Source organism: Dawidia cretensis, from assembly GCF_018598175.1.
Taxonomy (GTDB): Bacteria; Bacteroidota; Bacteroidia; order Cytophagales; family Cyclobacteriaceae; genus Ohtaekwangia; species Ohtaekwangia cretensis.
In genome coordinates this window covers 96,520-112,685 of the sequence record NZ_JAHESE010000025.1, presented here as the reverse complement: position 1 = coordinate 112,685, position 16,166 = coordinate 96,520, and the positions used below count along the sequence as shown (strand labels likewise).

The following is a 16,166-nucleotide window of genomic DNA, read 5'->3' as shown; positions in this document are numbered from 1 at the left end:
TAGGCGTCGGTATAGAGGGCAAGGGAGAGGTGGACGCGGTACTGGTATGTTCCGGGTACCGAGTTGTCGTCCAGGGTGAAGTGGGCCTTTTCGGCATTTGTTTTATTGATGAGGTCGACACGTTCCTGCATTAAGCTCAGGCCCATGGACCGTTTGGAGACAAGGGTTTCCAATCCGGGGTTGTCGAGGCCGGGTTTCACGCCGCTGCCGGTGCTTTCGATCATGCAGTCTATGCGGCTATGGTGGGGCGTTAGGGCGATCAGCAGTTTGCCTTCCGCGAGCTTTGTCAATCCGTGCCAGATGGCGTTTTCGACAAATGGCTGGATCATGAAGTTAGGGATCTCGGCGTCGCCCGGTATACCGGCCGTTACCTGTATGTCGTAGGTGAAGTCGTGGTTCAGACGCATTTGCTCCAACTGTATGTATAGCTCCAGGGACCGCACTTCTTCTTTTATAGTAATCGTGTTTTGGGACGCATTTTCCAGCACGATGCGGATCAGCTGGGAGAACTTGATCAGGTAGTCGCCGGCTTTTTTTACATCGTTCCGATTCATGTAGTGGTGAATCGAGTTCATACAATTAAATATAAAATGTGGACTGATCTGCGCCTTTACTGCCCGGATAGCTTCCTGCGCTACCTTCAGGTTCAACTCGGCTTCTATCTGCCGGAAATGTGCCTCCCGTTTTTTTCGATAGATGATAAACACCAGGAAGGAGAACACAATCACAATCGGAAGCAACGCAAAGAGCGCGATGCTCTTTACATAACTGTCATTGGTGGCCGGAACATCACCGGCCCCTTGTCCGGCGGCATTGGCCGCGAGCAATAGCATGTACAACACGAAAGTCATGGTATGCGTCAGGCGCTATCGTAAAAGCAAAAGCCCATCTATACGGCACTTCGGGTAAAGTGACATTATAGATGGGCTTCCGTATGAAGGTAGGAAACCTGTTAAGATTTTACAACTCTTATTTTTTCCACCAGCCGTTTTTCTTCCGGATGTAGAGGATCTGCCCGGTGTGGTACGCATTGTGCATGGACAGGTTCGCGATGGTGGGGCTCCATTCTTTTACTTGTGCGTCGGTGCCGTTCTCGACGAGCTTCTCGATTTCGGTTTGAATGCTGTCGAGTTGTTTGGTGACGGCCGTCCACTCTTGCTCGTTGAGCTGGCGGAAGGTGGTTTTGTTGTCGTCTTTGAACTCGGGTGGAGTGTTGCCCTGGAGGGACTGGAGGATGCGACCGTTCCAGAAGGCAAGGTGCGAAGCCAGCTGGCCGATGGAGTGGTTGTCGGTGGAGTCGATCCAGGCAGCTTGTTCGGCGGTGACGCCGTCGAGCGCCGGGACAAAGGGTACGAACCACTCTTCGTGGGCGTGGCTGTTCTTGAGCTGTTGGAGTAAGACTTTCCGAAGCGTGTCGTCTTGCGCGCTTTCGTCGGCTTTGGGTTTGGAACATGCCGCGAGGGCGACAACCAGGACGAGGATAACGATGTGATTCTTCATGTTCATAGCATTAGGTTTAGGCTAAGGTAGCGAGCCGTGTTGAAATATTTCTCACCCATTCTGGTATAGATTGTAACATTCGCCGCGATGCGCCGTCTTGTCCGAAAATTAGCGGCATGCAGGCATCAACCTATTGTCTTGAGACGACCGGTCTCACACACCGTTACGGCAACACCGAGCAGACGTTGGAAAACATCAACCTCCAGGTGGAAGCCGGCAGCATCTATGGATTCCTCGGCCCCAACGGCGCCGGCAAAACCACCACCCTACGCCTTGTGCTCGGCCTTCTGACCTTACAGCAAGGCAGCGTGTCGATCTTCGGAATGGACCTGCGGCGGCATCGCATCGAGATACTCCGGCGTGTAGGCGCCCTGATCGAAACCCCTTCGTTGTATGGCCATCTCACCGCGCACGAGAACCTGGAAATACTGCGCGTGCTATACCGGTGTCCGTCTTCACGGATTCACGAAGTGCTCGACCTGGTGGGCCTTGCCGGCACCGGCCGCAAGTATGTCAGCCAGTTTTCCCTGGGCATGAAGCAACGCCTCGGCATTGCGGCGGCACTGCTTCACAGTCCCTCGTTGCTCATTCTCGACGAGCCCACCAACGGCCTCGACCCCAACGGCATCATCGAGATGCGTGCCCTGCTCAAGCGCCTGAACGAAGAGCATCGCATCGTCATTGTCATCTCCAGTCACTTGCTGGCGGAGATTGAAAAGCTGGTGAGCCATGTTGGCGTCATCCACCGCGGCACGCTGCGGTTTCAGGGTACGCTCTCCGCACTGAACCGGCTGGCGGACCTGGACGGCACAGTAACCTTCGAAGTAAACGATCTGCCAAACGCCGCGCGGACCTTTCACGAGCTGGGCGTGACAAGCCTGCAGGCCGGGGAGAAGCTGACGGTGGGCGGCCTGATGAAACAAGATATACCGTCGATGGCCGCGCACCTGGTCAGCCAGGGTGTCGGCATTTATAGCATCACGACACACAAACGTGATCTCGAAACTTTATTCATGGATTTAATCAGCGGCTAATTATGCAGTTGACATTTATTGATAGCTATAGAAGCGAATGGATCAAGCGGCGCAGGAGCCTGGCGTCGTGGCTGGTGGTGATCGGCGCGTTCTTTACTCCCGCCGTGGTAGTGGTAGCACGGCTGGCGCATGCTTCGGGCCTTCCCAAAGTATATGCTTCCGACGGATTCTGGATGAACCATTGGAGCACGTCGTGGGAGTCGATGGCGGTCTTTCTGTTGCCGATGGGAGTGATGCTGTCGGTCAGCTTGATTACGCAGCTGGAGTATAAGAACAATACCTGGAAGCAGGTGCATACAACGCCGATGACCTATACCACGATTTACTTCTCCAAGCTCGCGGTAATCCTCACGCTGGTCGTGGCGTTCTTCGTGCTGTTTAATGTTGGGATGGTGATCGCTGCGCTGGTGCCACCGTTGGTGCTCGGGAATGTTCCGTTTCCGGGATACCCGGATGTGTTGTTTTTTCTGAAAGGGAATGCGTATTACTTTTTGGATTGCCTGCCGATTGTGGCGTTACAGTATTTGATCAGCTTGAATTACCGGAACTTTCTGGTGCCGGTGGGCGCGGGCTTCCTGCTGTGGGTGGGATCGATCGGCGTGCTGCGGTGGAAGTATAGTTATATTATGCCGTATAGCTACACGATCTTTAATTTCTTAGGCGCGAGTGAACGCGGAAAGGCTATTGTGCCGGGGTTTAATTTTCATTTGATCGCGGTAGCGTATTTTGTTGTTTTTACAGTCGTGGGGTATATATTGTATGTTAACAAGAAGGTGAAAGGTTAATACTACGCCGACGTCTGGCGCGAGGTACTGTCATAAAAAACAAGCGTCAGAGCGCATTTTGATGATCACGTGTTAGTCACCTGTTGCATCAGCTTTGAAAGATTGTTTTAAAACAATTTTCGTTAGTTTGAAAAAATGGAACCAGGAGGTCCCGCGAAGGGGTGAGGAGTTGCGGGCCGATTCGGAGCCGGGACGAAAAAAAGGCATTCTTCGCCGGGGATCCTTCGAGTCTGTCACAGGGTTTCCCCATAGATGTTCCACACATGAACCACGGATGATCTACGCTATACAGGAGTAGAACATGCCTGGGTCAAGTGCGAGACCAGGAAGGCACGAGCCCAGGTTAAAGTGGCATCATGAGGCCACCCCGCGGACACTGTATTGTCTACTGGTGTGAGTCTGAATGACTGGCAAGTTTCGCTCTCACACTCCACACTCACACTGACTCATGGTATCCTTTCACCCCAATGACCCGCGCCAGCGGACTCTGCAATTCCAGCCCCGCCTCCAGCTGCTTCAACACATATCCAAAGTCATACAACGGATCCCAGCCCAGCTCCCGGCGGGCCTTCTCATTAACATACACGCGATCAATTTCCGGAAACATCTTCCATCCAAGCCGGTCATACAGGCCGACATAACCCGGCGCTACCCTCCGTACAATCCCCGGCGCATCACTCCGTAGCCCCTGCAAATCCGCCATCGTAAACGGACTGGTGGCACTAATGATATACCGGCTAAACCCAATCTCCCGCGCCTTCGCCGCCGCCAGCAGGTGAGCCTGTACGGCGTCGCCGATCTCCACGCGGCGGAACAGGAACTCATTGGCTTTGGCATTGTCGCCGCTGTAGGCAGTGCGCTTCGCCGCATCGTCATCTTCTTCCGGAAAGAAGCGCGACGTGCGCAACACGATGCAGGGCAGCTTGTGGTTGCGCCAGAAGAGCTGGCAGAGGTTCTCCGCGGCTTCTTTGGTCACACCATAGATATTCTTGGGCACGCTGGCTACGGACTCGGTGATCCACGCGGCGGGTTGGCCGACAGGTGGGACCAGGGCGTCGCCGAAGGCGCTTGTAGTGCTGGTATAGATGAATTGCTGTACGTCCGCCGCAGCGGATTCTTCCAGCAGGGTGAGCGTGCCCGTGAGGTTGACGTCGATGAACTCCTGGCGGCTGTGGGTATCGACGTGGGGTTTGTGCAGGGTGGCGGTGTGGAAGACGGTGGTGACGCCGGCCAGGCAGCGCTGGACAAAGGCGCGGTTGGTGATGGAGCCGACATAGGTGGTAAAGGGCGAGGGCTTGATGTCCAGGCCGATCACATCGCGGTTCAGTTGCTGCAGCGTGCGGACCAGGGCTTCACCCAGGTGGCCGGCGCTGCCGGTGACGAGGATTTTCATAGGAAGGTAACGGGAAGAATAGAGCGTGGGTTGCGGGAATACAGCGTGAGTATTCGTTCTATGGAGCGAGGGTACTTAGTCGCTACACAAGAAATTGGGTTTAGGCATAGAACAGCTGGCGGGTGGCCTCATCAAGCCCTATCCTTTTTTTTTCGTCGCGAGCGTTATCCTGAACAAGGTTTATCTTGTTTTGGATGTCGGCTGAAACGTCGACGAAGGATAGTGCTATATGACGGGTTTCGTCAGTGATCATAGCTTTTCCAATCGATGCGTTTAAACGCAGTAGTGCAATGTGTAATGTCGGCGAACGAAATCGTGGCATTTGAATCTGAGCTGCGGATTGCTTCAAACAACGTTAAGCCGTCGGCGTGCAGAATGGCAGACGATTTTCCGAGTATATGGGTAACAACGATGGTCATTTTATTCATTTCGTGCATTCAAAGATAACATTAACAATCGTATCACAAACCTCCGTTACTTCGATGCGTTTTACGTATGGAGTATTCTTTTCTTAGCAAACAGGTTTATGAATTTGGGAAAAAGCGTTGCTTGGCTTGGATCGGGGGGTGACCGAACTTCTTGTGGAAGGCGCGCGTGAAGTCGTTGCTGAATTTATAGCCGACGCGTTTTGCGACAATCGCTATAGTAGTGTCGGTGGACATGAGCATCTTGTGGGCGGTGGTGAGGCGTACGTCGGCGAGGTACTGCATGGGGGTGGTGTTGAAGGCGGTTTTAAACCTGAAGCTGAGGTTCCGTTTGCGGACGCCGAGGGTGTCGGCGAGGAGGTCGACGGTCCAGGGACGGTCGTATTGGGTGGTTAATAACTCCTGGGCGGCGTGGGCCACGGTGTCGATATGCGTTTTGGGTGGGGTGAGCTTGAATTTGCGGGGAATCTGGTGTAAGTGAAGCATGACCAGGGAGGTGACGAGCTCGCGGAGGAACGGGGCGCGGCTTGGGTCGTTCGGTAAGCGCATGGTGAAGAGCATGGTGGCGATGTTTTTCATGCCGGTGGGGAGGGGGCGTGGTTCGGGGAAGGCGCCGTAGGCTTTGCTGTTAGTGGTGGCGTTGCGGAATTCGAGGACGGCGTCGGGGTAGGTAGTTTCGAAAGGGGTGAGGAAGCCGGCGGGGATCTTGATGAATAATATACTATGGTTGCCGACGCCCAGCGTTATCGTTGCCCAGCCGCCGAGGGTGTGGAGGACCTGGTAGGTGTCTTCCAGAATAGCGGTGGTGTTGATGCCGTGGTCGAGGGTGCAGTAGCCGGAATGGTTGACGACGATGCCGGCGAACGGGGGGAAGCGGAAGCGGATCTTTTGTGCCTGGTCCTGGTGGAGTTTGAGGAAGGCAACTTCTAATTCCGTCCCTGGATCAGGTGACGGGATTTTGAGCGTAGTGATGTCATCCTTTTTCATTGGGCGGGGAATTGGTATATAATATAGTGTATATGGAGGTTCTTCCACAGCGTTATGTCGTGGATTTCTAAGGTTTCCCCAAAAAACTACGGTGGAGGCTTTTTGTCGAGTGGAGTTGGCTGATTGTGAAATGAATATTGGGGAAGAGTTTGGGGAGAGTATCTTTTGTATGGTGTTTGGGTTTTTTGGTGGGCGATGGGGGTGGGTGGGTTTGTGGTTGTTTGGGGTACGACGTGACCTCGATGGCAGTCTGAAGACTGCCATTAGCGAGGCACAAGTCTCCGCCCGAGACGGGCTAAGACTTGCGCCAGGTGCGTGCTCGCTGTTTCCACGTATGGTTTAGCGCGTCGATTTCTTTTTTATACTTTGATGGTAGGATCAGTGCTTTGAGGAGTCCGTCGAGGTGTAGGGTTCGGCTGATCTTGTATAGGAGGACGACGGGGTGTAGGAGCGAGGTTTTTCGGAAGGCCAGGAGTTTGCGCACCTGTTCGGGAGCGACGAGGGTTTGTGCTTCGAGGAGAATTTTATAGCGTATGGTGCCGAGGTGTTTCCGGTATTGCTGGAACAGGTCGTTTGTGTAGTGGGAGCGGTGCATGTTTTGGTGCAGGTGCTCACGGCGCATGGATTCCCAGGCTTCCAACGTACCGGGTAGGTCTTTTATTCCCATGCGACTTCCCATGCGGTAGAAGACGTCAAATATTTCTCTTTTCTCGGCAATGCTTAGCATGCGTTCGAGGACTTCAAACGACCGGATGGAATAGTCGATGAGCATGAACAATACATCGCGGTAGGCCCAGTCGGGAATCTTTGCGCCGCGTTTGGTCTCTACGTCGGCGTGAATGTGGGCCATGGCGTCGATGGCGCGGAGGGCAGCTTGCTTTTCAGAGAATACTATCGCCTGTGCATAGGATACGGTGGAGAACAGTCGGCCGAGGGGATCGGCCGGGAGGCGGCCGGTGAAGTAGAGCCAGTCTACAGCTTTGTTGAGCGCGAACTCCGCGGAGGCGCCAGCGAAGATGAACAGGATTGTATCGCTTTTGCCCCAGATCTTTCGTACGATGGAGTGTTCGTCTACGAAGTATGCTATACTTCTGTCGTGCGGGATTTGATGGATGCGTGCGACCATGTCTTTATTCGGGGCTTGTGCGAAGTTGTTTTTTTAGCGCATACTTTTCTGCTAGCAGAAGGATGGCGATGCCGGCGATGTACGAGAGTATATCAAGCCAGGAGAATAAGCTGCCGATGACGATGCGGGCAACTTTGGATTCACCCCAGCCGAGGAGGTCTACGATGTTGAAGTATTGGAGGGTTTCTATCAGGCAGGAGAAGAGTAGGACGGCAATGGCTGTTGGGGGTATGGGAGTGCGGAGGAACGCGCGGATGAAGCAATATAGAAGTATGACGACGAGGACGTCGCCAATGTATGGGCGGATGATGGTGTCGTGGATGTAGAGGGCGATGAGAATCTCTATTGCCAGGATGAGGAGGGTGAGGGTGAAGTAGGTTTTGTTGAATTTGAACATTGGAGTTAAAACGGGGTTGTTTTCCGTTGGTTGTAAAATTATTAAAGAACTTTGTAATTAAAAGTAAAAAGAATGATTCTTTGGGGAATTGGGTTGATTTAGATAAATTGGTTATCTTGGTTGTATGAGCCCATCGCTGTTTCGGAAGGAACTGTGGTGGGCCTTTTTATTTACCTGATTGCATGTTATGAGCTCTATCAACTTTCTCAATTTGACTCCGGCCAGCTACGTGAGACGGACGCTGCTGATTGCTTTTAACCTCACCAGCGGCAAGCCCGTAGATTCCCGTGCGATACTGGAAGGCATTTTGAAACAACGCGGTACGGAGAGTCCTTCCTATGAATTGATCCAACGCCTATTTCCCGATTTCAAGGACACGGAAGACAAGACTATTGGCATTGGGCCGGAGTCTGTTCTGAAATCGTATCCCGTTTCGGGATCTCTATATGAATCGTACACTAGAGCAGAAAAATTACTCCGTCAAGAGAAGAACTTCTGGGGCCGGGATCTCATTATGCTGATTTTGTTGGTTCACGACGACAAAGATCTCGAATTGTTTCTGTTGGAGCGGGGCGTAAAATTGGATGACTTGCGTCGTGCGTGGTTTGAGTTTTTGATGGCATCGCACGATGACCATCGGGGGCCTGAGGGTTGGAGGGTATGGTGGCGAGATGCAGGGCTTTTGGTGCCGGGAGAGGCACCGAATAATGTGATGGCGGACATAAGCAGCAGCGCGGACACCGGACCTATGGAGGAAGAAGAACCGCCGGAGGTATTTATTGTCTATAAAGAGATTGACAATGAGAAGGTACGGCTGATTAACGAGGCGATCCGGTCGTGGGGCATCAGTACATACTTTTGGGGACGGGATATGCGCTACGGCGACAACTGGCTGGAAAAAGAATTCCGTGTTTTGCGGGGTGCGAAGACGGTGCTTGTGTTTCTGGGTGAAAATGGTTGGGGAACTTTTCATTTACAGCTTACACAGGAGGCTCAACGACTGAACAAACGGATTATACCTGTACTACTGGGAACGCTTCGCGCAGACTTTCGAAGACAAGCCAACGGTCTGTTTGTGCAGGTTCGTTATGTCGAGATGGCGATGATTAATGATCAATCACTGGCCGACTTGCGTCGCAGCCTGGAGCAAGTGGAAAACAAAGATGCGAATGACCCTCGCCAGGAGGACGGTTTCGATGCGCTCGTTTTAAAGATCATGGATGGTGAGGAAGAAGAGCGACTGGCAGTTCTGAATCAGATCGCACGCGCTAAGAATTATAATCGTACTGTGCTTTCTGCCAGGTTGCGGCGTGAGATTGAACGCTTTGAGCCATCTTCGGAGAAAGAGCTGTCGCGGGCGGCCCGTCCTGTTGACCGAATTCCTTCTATCCGGTCGTGGTTGCTCAGTTGCCTTATACAATGTGATGCCGTTGGTTCTGAAAATCGGCAAGTATTGCTTCGACATGTGAGTAGCGAATTTGAGACGCAGGAGCATGTAAAATATTGGGTGTTGAGTGGACTTTATCAGAAGAACGTTCCTTACCTGGCGGAGGCTGCCAAAATTGCGGGCGAAGATCATCGTCATGCTTCGATAGCGTTTTTGGGATTTGGTATTTTGGCTCCTCAACTGGAGTTCTTTCTATCCAGGTTGCGGGAGTATTTGACATCTAAGGATAAAGAAAAAATTCTGAGGGCCTTGCGGGTTTTACGAGTTCTGCCGGTCGAATCCGTGGTAGAGGATGTTTGTAACGTATTGCGTCGACTGGATGATCGGGTGTTAGAGTATGACGCTTTTTATGCACTGGTGAATCCAGGGGTGATTCAGAAAGCTACGCGATCATTGGCAGAAGATCCAGGAATAACCGTGGTTGTTCACCGCCTTGCATCTATACTTTTTGATGCTCGTGATATGACCCGTGTGAACCTAACCCGAATTTTGGTCGATTTTGATCGAAAGGCAGTCGACGGCGCACTTCTTGAAATTATAGCACAAGGTGAATATGCCATCGTCGCTACGCATGTGCGGTTGATTCTGAAGGATTTCTATCAGGATCTGGATGATGTTGAGGAAGTATCCCATGCCGGCATCTATGGCGATTTTAACGAAGATGCGGAAGACTTGCTCGATATCACCCGGGATGTGAAGACGCTCACGTCGGTTATTCTTGCCAAGAATACTCCGTTGCCACTTGCTATCGGACTTTTCGGAGACTGGGGACACGGTAAGAGTTTTTTTATGGGAGCTGTCCGCAAGGAGATTTCGGAGGCTCACCGATACTATAGTCCCAAGGCTTTTCACACGCACGTAGTGCCCATTGAATTTAATGCCTGGCATTATGCGGACACGAGTCTCTGGGCAAGTTTGGTAAACCACATCCTGGTGCAGCTTTTAAAGTTTGTGTCACCGGAGGCGACGGACGAGGAGAAGCAGCAGGCGATACTCAATAAAATCAGTACCACGAAGAGCCAGATTGGAGAGGCTATTCAGGCAAAGCAGACTGTCAGTAACGCCCTCGTCGACAAACAAGGCGAACTGGAGGCGGCTAAAAAACAGCGGCAGGAGAAGGAGGTCGAATTAAAGAATTTGCGACTGAAGGATGTGTATGACGTACTTACCTCTGGACAGAAGGAGGAAATAGAAAGGATTGCCGATAGGTTAGGCTTTCCGGCGGTGATTGAAAGTTTTTCTGATTTACGACGACTTGCTACGGAGGCATCGTCGACCACGGGAAAGGTACGATCGCTCGTCAAGTCAATTTTGGAATCACGCGATAAGTTTTGGCTGATCCTGGCCTTTGTTTTTGTGTTTTTTGCAGTGCCTATTCTTATAGACTTCATCACGACGAAGGATGCTGAGAATGCTTTTATCGCGAGGTTTGGCGCGAAGGTCGCCCAGTTTGTAGCAGGCATTTGTACGGTCTATGGTGTCGTTCGCAAAGGATTGGATAAGTTTCATGCCGGTGTTTCGCAGTTGGAGTCCATCAAGAATAATGCACAGCATATTTTTGATCGGCAGCGGAGCCAACCTTCGGCGGCGGAGGAGGGGATACAAAGAGAAATCATCGACTTGCAGGCGCGTGAAACCGCCGTCGCTCAGGAGATATCTTCGAAAGAGAAGGAACTGGCCGATTTGGAGGAGAAGATCCGAATATTGAAAGAAGAGCGTAGCCTGAATCGCTTCCTGACGACACGCACGCAGTCGGAAGATTATCGCAAGCATCTGGGGATTATTTCGGTTATCCGGGAGGACTTTACGTCGCTTACGCAGAAGCTTGCGAATGCCTATAAAGATGAGCCGGGGGCGGGCTATAGACGTGTAGATCGTATTGTGTTATATATAGACGATCTAGATCGGTGCCCGGTGGACAAAGTCATGGAAGTGCTGCAAGCAGTTCATTTGTTGCTGGCGTTCAAATTGTTTGTTGTGATTGTAGGGGTTGACCCGCGGTGGCTACTGCATTCGCTGGGGTCGCAGTTTTCGGCTTTTCAGAACGCAGGAAAAAACTTTGGTGGCGATAAGGCCACGGCTGATTGGTTGACCACGCCGCAGCATTTCCTGGAGAAGATTTTCCAGATCCAATTTTGTTTGAGCCCGATGACATCGGAGGGCTACACGACAATGATGGGAAACCTTTTTAAGAATACGGATGGACGTGGTAACGGCGACGGGGTGAAAGAAGATGCTGATTCGTTTGGCGCGGGAGCATCGGACGAAGCGGGATCCGGGGACGCGGAGACTAAAGGTACGTCGAGTCCTTCTGCGGAACGCGTGACGGATCGAGACGCCGAACGTCCGAAGGAAAAAGACCCGGGCGTCGAGGCAGATACCCGAGAAGAGAATACCACAAATAGCAATACCACAGATCAGCGTAACAGCGATCAGGGTAATGCCGATCCGCAGGATGCGAATGGGCGTCGTGCCGGCAATAAGGATCCGGATAGCGACAATGCCCGGATAGGGAGTACGCATGCTGAAAATAAAGAGAAGTATACTATCGACGAGGAGTCCATGCGGATACATGCGTGGGAAATCGGTTTCTCCGGACAGTTGTATGAGTTTATTGCGTCGCCACGGGCGGCTACACGTTTCTCGAATGCTTACCGGTTGTTGAAGGCGGGAGTGCCGAAAGCAAATTTGCAGGCGTTTGAAGGACAGGCCGAGTTGCCGGGAGAATTTCAGGCGCCGATGTTATTGCTCGCGCTTATGAGCGGAGCCACGGAGCAGGCGCTCAAGTTTTTCCCGACGATCCGACGGGAGTTACGAGAAAAGGCCTTACAGACGATTATCGATGAGCTTTTGGCGGAAAAGGATATCGACAATTCATACCGGGTGTTTCTGGTGAAGGTCAAGCGTGTGGTTAGTTTATCGAACTTCCCGGATGACAGTGCGTTGGTTTTATACTGGATTCCGCGTGTGGCGCGGTTTTCATTTGATCTAAGCCGAATTTTGAAGGGGGATTCAGTGAGGGTTTGATGTGGGGAGCAGCTTTGTAGTCAAGCACCATCGCTGGCGCTCGGTGCTTGAAATGGCCCGAGGCGGGTCTAAGACTCGCCAGCTGTCGCCATATAACACCTGATTCGGTGTTGCTTTCTGTTGGTTACAAATTTACTAAAGAACTTTTAATTAAAAGTGAATGAATCACTCCTTAGCGTTTTGGTTCGATTTTGATGGGATTGGCGGCGAGAGATTTGTGGGGCTGGTTGTCTTTTCCTACCGCCACAGGTTGTATTGAATGAGCATATAAGCACCGCTGATGCCCATCCAAAATAACAGTGCTTCAAAGGTTGTTTCGGGGAAGCGGGTGGCCTGGGCGATGAACGCCAGGCCACCAAGGATCAAGAGTATGCCGATGCCTGTCGTCAGAATGATTTTGCGGGGTCTGTTGAGGCGAGGTGGCATAGATGCTAAGGGTAGGGCAAACGCGTGATCGGCGGCAACGGGTGCGATGGCTGGCTACTTCGGGTTCTTCTGCGATGCCCAGGTGTGCGGCCAGGATGCGCAGGGTATAGGCGCGGGGCAGCGCTTCTTCTTTTTCGATGCGCTGAATGGACCGGAGGCTGAGGCCGGTCCGGTCGGAAAGCTCCTGCTGGGTGTATCCTTTTTGGCTTCGCGCGGTTCTGACGGCGTCAGCCAGCTGTTTTTTTGTGTATTGATTCATAGCGCCTTGCATTGTGCCACATGCGTCATTCTTACGTCATACGCATTTGACGTAAGGCGGCGAATGTTTAAAGGTAATAGTTTTGGGCTATTCTTTTGAGACTATGGGGAAACAGCTTTATACTCATTCCCGATACCGTGCCGTTGTCACTGCACTAGTATTCTGGGCCGTTTTTGTCGGCGTATTCGTCGTCGTATCGCGATCATTTTCTTTTTTTCCGCCCATCGCGTCGCCCTGGTGGGGTGTGCGGCATGGTATTACGGGCACGCTGCTCGCGCTGGGAACGACCGCCGTATTTTTACGATGGCAGCAAGTGACCTTTCACAATGCCGGTTTGGTTTGGTCACGTACTACCTTGCCGGGATTTTTCACGGGGTTGGTCGTAGGCGCGCTCGTCTTTGCCGCGATACTGTTCACGCTGATTGGTTTCACAATGTTGGAAATCTCGCCGGCGGCAACGGTAAACTATGAGGCGGTCTTTCTCGGGTGCGTTATGTTGGTGCCGCTGGCGTTTATGGAAGAGCTGGCGTTTCGCGGGTACCCTTTCCGTTTGCTCAATACCACTTATGGGTTGTGGGTCGTGCAGATTGTTACGGCCGTTGTTTTTGCTTTATACCATGTTGCCGGAGGCTGGTCTGTGGCCGCGGCTTTTTCGGGGCCTTTTGTATGGTCTTTTGTTTTTGGGCTGGGGGCGGTGCTGTCGCGGGGTATTGCCGTGCCGACGGGAATACATGTTGCGCTGAATGTCGGGCAGATGCTGGTGGGGATGAAGCGAGATGACTCTATCTGGAAGCTTTCGTTTTTATCGACCGCCTCACCGTCGGATCGCGCCGGGGCGGAAACACTTGGACTGGTGTTGCAGGGGATGGTATTTGTTGTTGCGCTGGCGGCTACTGCCTGGGGTGCCCGAACGAATAAAAAAACAGAGTGAGTATGTTCGCTCTCGCGCCACACTCGCTCTGTTTTTGGACTGCGATTATTCTTTTGTGAAATAGCCTTCTTTCTCTAGCAAGGCCATGGCTTCCATGGTTGTGGCGCCGCTGATGGCGGAGCGGAGGTCGCCCCACTTGGTGTCGCCGGTTGGGGTTTCCCACCAGGAGTAGCTGAATTTTATGCCGGCGGACTTGTCGGTGCCATGGGCCCACAAATAGTTGGCGTTGTTTTGCAGAAACGAGATGTACCGGGTCTTGGCTGTTTCGGGCAGATCGGGGTGCTGGATCAGCAAGGTGAAGTAGCGCACGAAGATGCCTTTGAACAGGTTTACGTCGTGGCCACCGCCGTTGCCGGACTGTTCACCAAAATCGGTCATGACGCGATTGTTGGTGTTGATGTTCGCGGCGATGTGGTAGTTTGCGACTTTGATGGCGTCGTTGAGGTATACCCGTTCCTTGGTGATGTTGTATAGCTCGAGGGCGGCGCCGATGAAGGTGCCCACGTCGTAGGAGTAATCGCCGTTGGTGTCGTTGAAGGTCTCGTAGACGCGGCCTGTCGCCAGTACGGTGCGGTTGTATTTCATCCAGTCGTAGATGCGCTGCGCCCATTGTAAATTATTCAGGCCGTCAATGACTTCGTCGGGATACTTCTGGTAGCGGCGGGCCGCGATGATGGCCGCGGGGCCGTTCGCCGGAATGCCTTTGGAGTTTCCGGCCTCGTCGTCGGTGTCGCGCCACTTAATGCCGCCGCCGTCGAATTCGGTCCATCCTTCGGTGATCCAGTGCCACAGATTACGTGCGGACTCTTCGTAGCGGGCGTCGCCCGTGGCTTCGAACGCGCGGAGGTGCGCCAGCCCGTGCCAGCCCATGTCATCGTAATATTCGTTCTTCCAGTTGTCGCTATACCAGTTCTTTTGGCGCACACCTTCGTAGAAGTCGTAGATGGCTTGTTTATAGACAGCGTTGCCGGTGCGGGCATAGGAATCGACCAAGACATCCAGACCGTGCGCTTCGGGCCAGTAGTCGTTCCAGGTAATCTGGCCGTCGTACGTATTGTTAAAGACGTGGTACGTGGCGTTGAAGTAGCGGCTCACAAACGCGCTGGTGCTGCTGTCGGCAGCAGGTTGCCAGGCAAACGTGGGAAACTTGTTCACCGGTATATATTCGTCTTCGTACGAATCACACGAGACGAGCAGCAGTGCCACGCAAAGTGTTTCTAAAAATAGTTTCTTCATGTTTAATAGCTTTTAGCGTTATACATGGCGCCTGTTACGGACGTACGTTGGTGAAGTCGTGTGTATAGTTCTTGTCGGCCGTTAGGGACATGGTCGCGTCAACCGTGTACTTGTCGAGGTCATTGCCATCGGCCAGCTCGCTCGGGAATTTGAATTGTGAACCACCCCATTGGCCGCCTTCGGTAGGCGCCATGTCGCGATAGCCCGGTCTGTTAATGGACGGTCTGTCGTCGAAGTGCGGTCCTTTTTGTCCCCAGTGTTGTTCGCTGCCGTTGGCCATGGTGAAGACGATCTTGTAGCGTTCGTCAAAGCCCCAGGGTGCAGCGGCCAGCTGGACGTTGTAATCTTTTATTTCCCATTCGCCTTTTTCTTTGTACGTAAAGGCATTACGACGCTGTGTCCAGCTTACCACGATCTCAGCCTTGTCGATTTTTTCGATCGTGGCGGCAGCCGCGCCGAAATCCAGGTGAATGTGGTATACGCCGGTTTCACTTACGGTAGCACCTTCGGGAGCGTCCAGGGTTTCTTTGAACGATGTTTGATCGGGGTTGAGCATGAACGTTCGCTGGCTGCTGGAGGTAAAGTAGTACGGTTTGTTTGCTTCGAGTTTAGTATAGATATCATATTCGCCGATCGCGCCACTGGCTTTCACCTGCTGGCCGTCTTCTGAACCTTCGCCGTTGATATACAGGGTTGCACCTTCGAGATCATCGACATTGTTGATGCGGATGACCGAAATGCTGCGATTCTCGTTGGCGAGATTGAAATTCAGGCCGCGGCTCGAGCGCACTGTCCACTTCAAGGCGCCTTCTTCAGCCAGCTCGATGCCAGCCATCATGGCAATCTTGTTGAGTGTTTTGTGCGTGACGGTGGCGCCGGTCGACGTGCCTTTGTTGTCGGAGCTGACAACATACACCGGGTTGGTGAAGTCGCCGTCGGCTTTATCGAACAGCACGTCGTAATACACGATGCTGTTGTCGGCCGCGGTGGCTTTCTCCCACTCGAAATAAGTACTGCCGGCAGACTGCAATGTGATATGCTTGGCGTTGGCAGGTTCGTAAAATTGCTCGACGGATGTGACGGTTACATCGTTGAAGGAACCTTCATCGTCTTTACAACCGATCAGCACGGTCATGATCAGGACGAATAGCGTGGCGGGGGCCAGTATGTTTTTATAGAGCGTATTCATGTTT

At 52.6% G+C, this 16,166-nt stretch carries 15 protein-coding genes and 1 pseudogene; 4 read left to right on the top strand and 12 right to left on the bottom strand.

Translation table 11 applies throughout. The features are described from left to right. Both KK062_RS21050 and KK062_RS21045 read right to left on the bottom strand, forming a co-directional pair. A partial coding sequence (locus KK062_RS21050) for a sensor histidine kinase (protein ID WP_254086324.1) occupies positions 1–851 on the bottom strand: 851 nt, incomplete at its 3' end. Positions 852–969: 118 nt separating this feature from the next. Then, positions 970–1,506 carry a DinB family protein gene (locus tag KK062_RS21045; RefSeq protein WP_254086323.1) on the bottom strand — a complete coding sequence of 179 codons (537 nt, stop codon included), beginning with the start codon at positions 1,504–1,506 and terminating at the stop codon, positions 970–972. A gap of 110 nt (positions 1,507–1,616) precedes the next feature. On the opposite strand from KK062_RS21045, the gene KK062_RS21040 reads away from it, so the two are divergent. Together KK062_RS21040 and KK062_RS21035 are read left to right on the top strand one after the other, a co-directional pair. Next, positions 1,617–2,534: an ABC transporter ATP-binding protein gene (locus KK062_RS21040; protein WP_254086322.1), complete on the top strand. Its 918-nt coding sequence runs from the start codon at positions 1,617–1,619 to the stop codon at positions 2,532–2,534. Positions 2,535–2,536: 2 nt separating this feature from the next. After that, positions 2,537–3,319, top strand: a complete 783-nt coding sequence (locus tag KK062_RS21035) for an ABC transporter permease (protein ID WP_254086321.1) — start codon at positions 2,537–2,539, stop codon at positions 3,317–3,319. A 436-nt stretch (positions 3,320–3,755) separates the two neighbouring features. Here KK062_RS21035 and KK062_RS21030 read toward each other — a convergent pair whose 3' ends face one another. The 6 genes from KK062_RS21030 to KK062_RS21005 form a co-directional block, all read right to left on the bottom strand. Next, positions 3,756–4,712, bottom strand: coding sequence for an NAD-dependent epimerase/dehydratase family protein (locus KK062_RS21030; protein WP_254086320.1), 957 nt, complete (start codon positions 4,710–4,712; stop codon positions 3,756–3,758). A 100-nt stretch (positions 4,713–4,812) separates the two neighbouring features. Beyond that, on the bottom strand, positions 4,813–4,965 hold the full coding sequence (locus tag KK062_RS21025; protein ID WP_254086319.1) for a hypothetical protein: 153 nt from the start codon (positions 4,963–4,965) through the stop codon (positions 4,813–4,815). Further along, positions 4,955–5,149 carry a hypothetical protein gene (locus KK062_RS21020; RefSeq protein ID WP_254086318.1) on the bottom strand — a complete coding sequence of 65 codons (195 nt, stop codon included), beginning with the start codon at positions 5,147–5,149 and terminating at the stop codon, positions 4,955–4,957. Before KK062_RS21020 ends, KK062_RS21025 begins: the two co-directional genes overlap by 11 nt. An 87-nt stretch (positions 5,150–5,236) precedes the next feature. Beyond that, the gene (locus KK062_RS30965) at positions 5,237–6,172 is read right to left on the bottom strand and encodes a helix-turn-helix domain-containing protein (protein WP_254086317.1); all 936 of its coding nucleotides are present in this window, start codon (positions 6,170–6,172) and stop codon (positions 5,237–5,239) included. A 247-nt stretch (positions 6,173–6,419) separates the two neighbouring features. Then, positions 6,420–7,250 carry an oxygenase MpaB family protein gene (locus KK062_RS21010; protein WP_254086316.1) on the bottom strand — a complete coding sequence of 277 codons (831 nt, stop codon included), beginning with the start codon at positions 7,248–7,250 and terminating at the stop codon, positions 6,420–6,422. Between the two features lie 4 nt (positions 7,251–7,254). Next, positions 7,255–7,647 carry a ribosomal maturation YjgA family protein gene (locus tag KK062_RS21005; RefSeq protein ID WP_254086315.1) on the bottom strand — a complete coding sequence of 131 codons (393 nt, stop codon included), beginning with the start codon at positions 7,645–7,647 and terminating at the stop codon, positions 7,255–7,257. Between the two features lie 187 nt (positions 7,648–7,834). On the opposite strand from KK062_RS21005, the gene KK062_RS21000 reads away from it, so the two are divergent. Further along, positions 7,835–12,121, top strand: coding sequence for a P-loop NTPase fold protein (locus KK062_RS21000; RefSeq protein ID WP_254086314.1), 4,287 nt, complete (start codon positions 7,835–7,837; stop codon positions 12,119–12,121). Positions 12,122–12,358: 237 nt separating this feature from the next. Here the strand turns inward: KK062_RS21000 and KK062_RS20995 are convergent, their stop codons facing one another. Both KK062_RS20995 and KK062_RS31075 read right to left on the bottom strand, forming a co-directional pair. Next, on the bottom strand, positions 12,359–12,547 hold the full coding sequence (locus KK062_RS20995) for a hypothetical protein (RefSeq protein ID WP_254086313.1): 189 nt from the start codon (positions 12,545–12,547) through the stop codon (positions 12,359–12,361). A gap of 76 nt (positions 12,548–12,623) precedes the next feature. Beyond that, positions 12,624–12,806, bottom strand: a pseudogene (locus KK062_RS31075) (helix-turn-helix domain-containing protein); the annotation flags it as partial. Positions 12,807–12,909: 103 nt separating this feature from the next. On the opposite strand from KK062_RS31075, the gene KK062_RS20990 reads away from it, so the two are divergent. After that, positions 12,910–13,737 carry a CPBP family intramembrane glutamic endopeptidase gene (locus tag KK062_RS20990; RefSeq protein ID WP_254086312.1) on the top strand — a complete coding sequence of 276 codons (828 nt, stop codon included), beginning with the start codon at positions 12,910–12,912 and terminating at the stop codon, positions 13,735–13,737. A 45-nt stretch (positions 13,738–13,782) separates the two neighbouring features. Here KK062_RS20990 and KK062_RS20985 read toward each other — a convergent pair whose 3' ends face one another. Both KK062_RS20985 and KK062_RS20980 read right to left on the bottom strand, forming a co-directional pair. Further along, on the bottom strand, positions 13,783–14,973 hold the full coding sequence (locus KK062_RS20985) for a glycoside hydrolase family 76 protein (protein WP_254086311.1): 1,191 nt from the start codon (positions 14,971–14,973) through the stop codon (positions 13,783–13,785). 34 nt (positions 14,974–15,007) lie between these two features. Further along, entirely contained in the window at positions 15,008–16,162 is a 1,155-nt protein-coding gene (locus tag KK062_RS20980; protein WP_254086310.1) for a SusE domain-containing protein, read from the bottom strand. Positions 16,163–16,166: the final 4 nt, after the last annotated feature.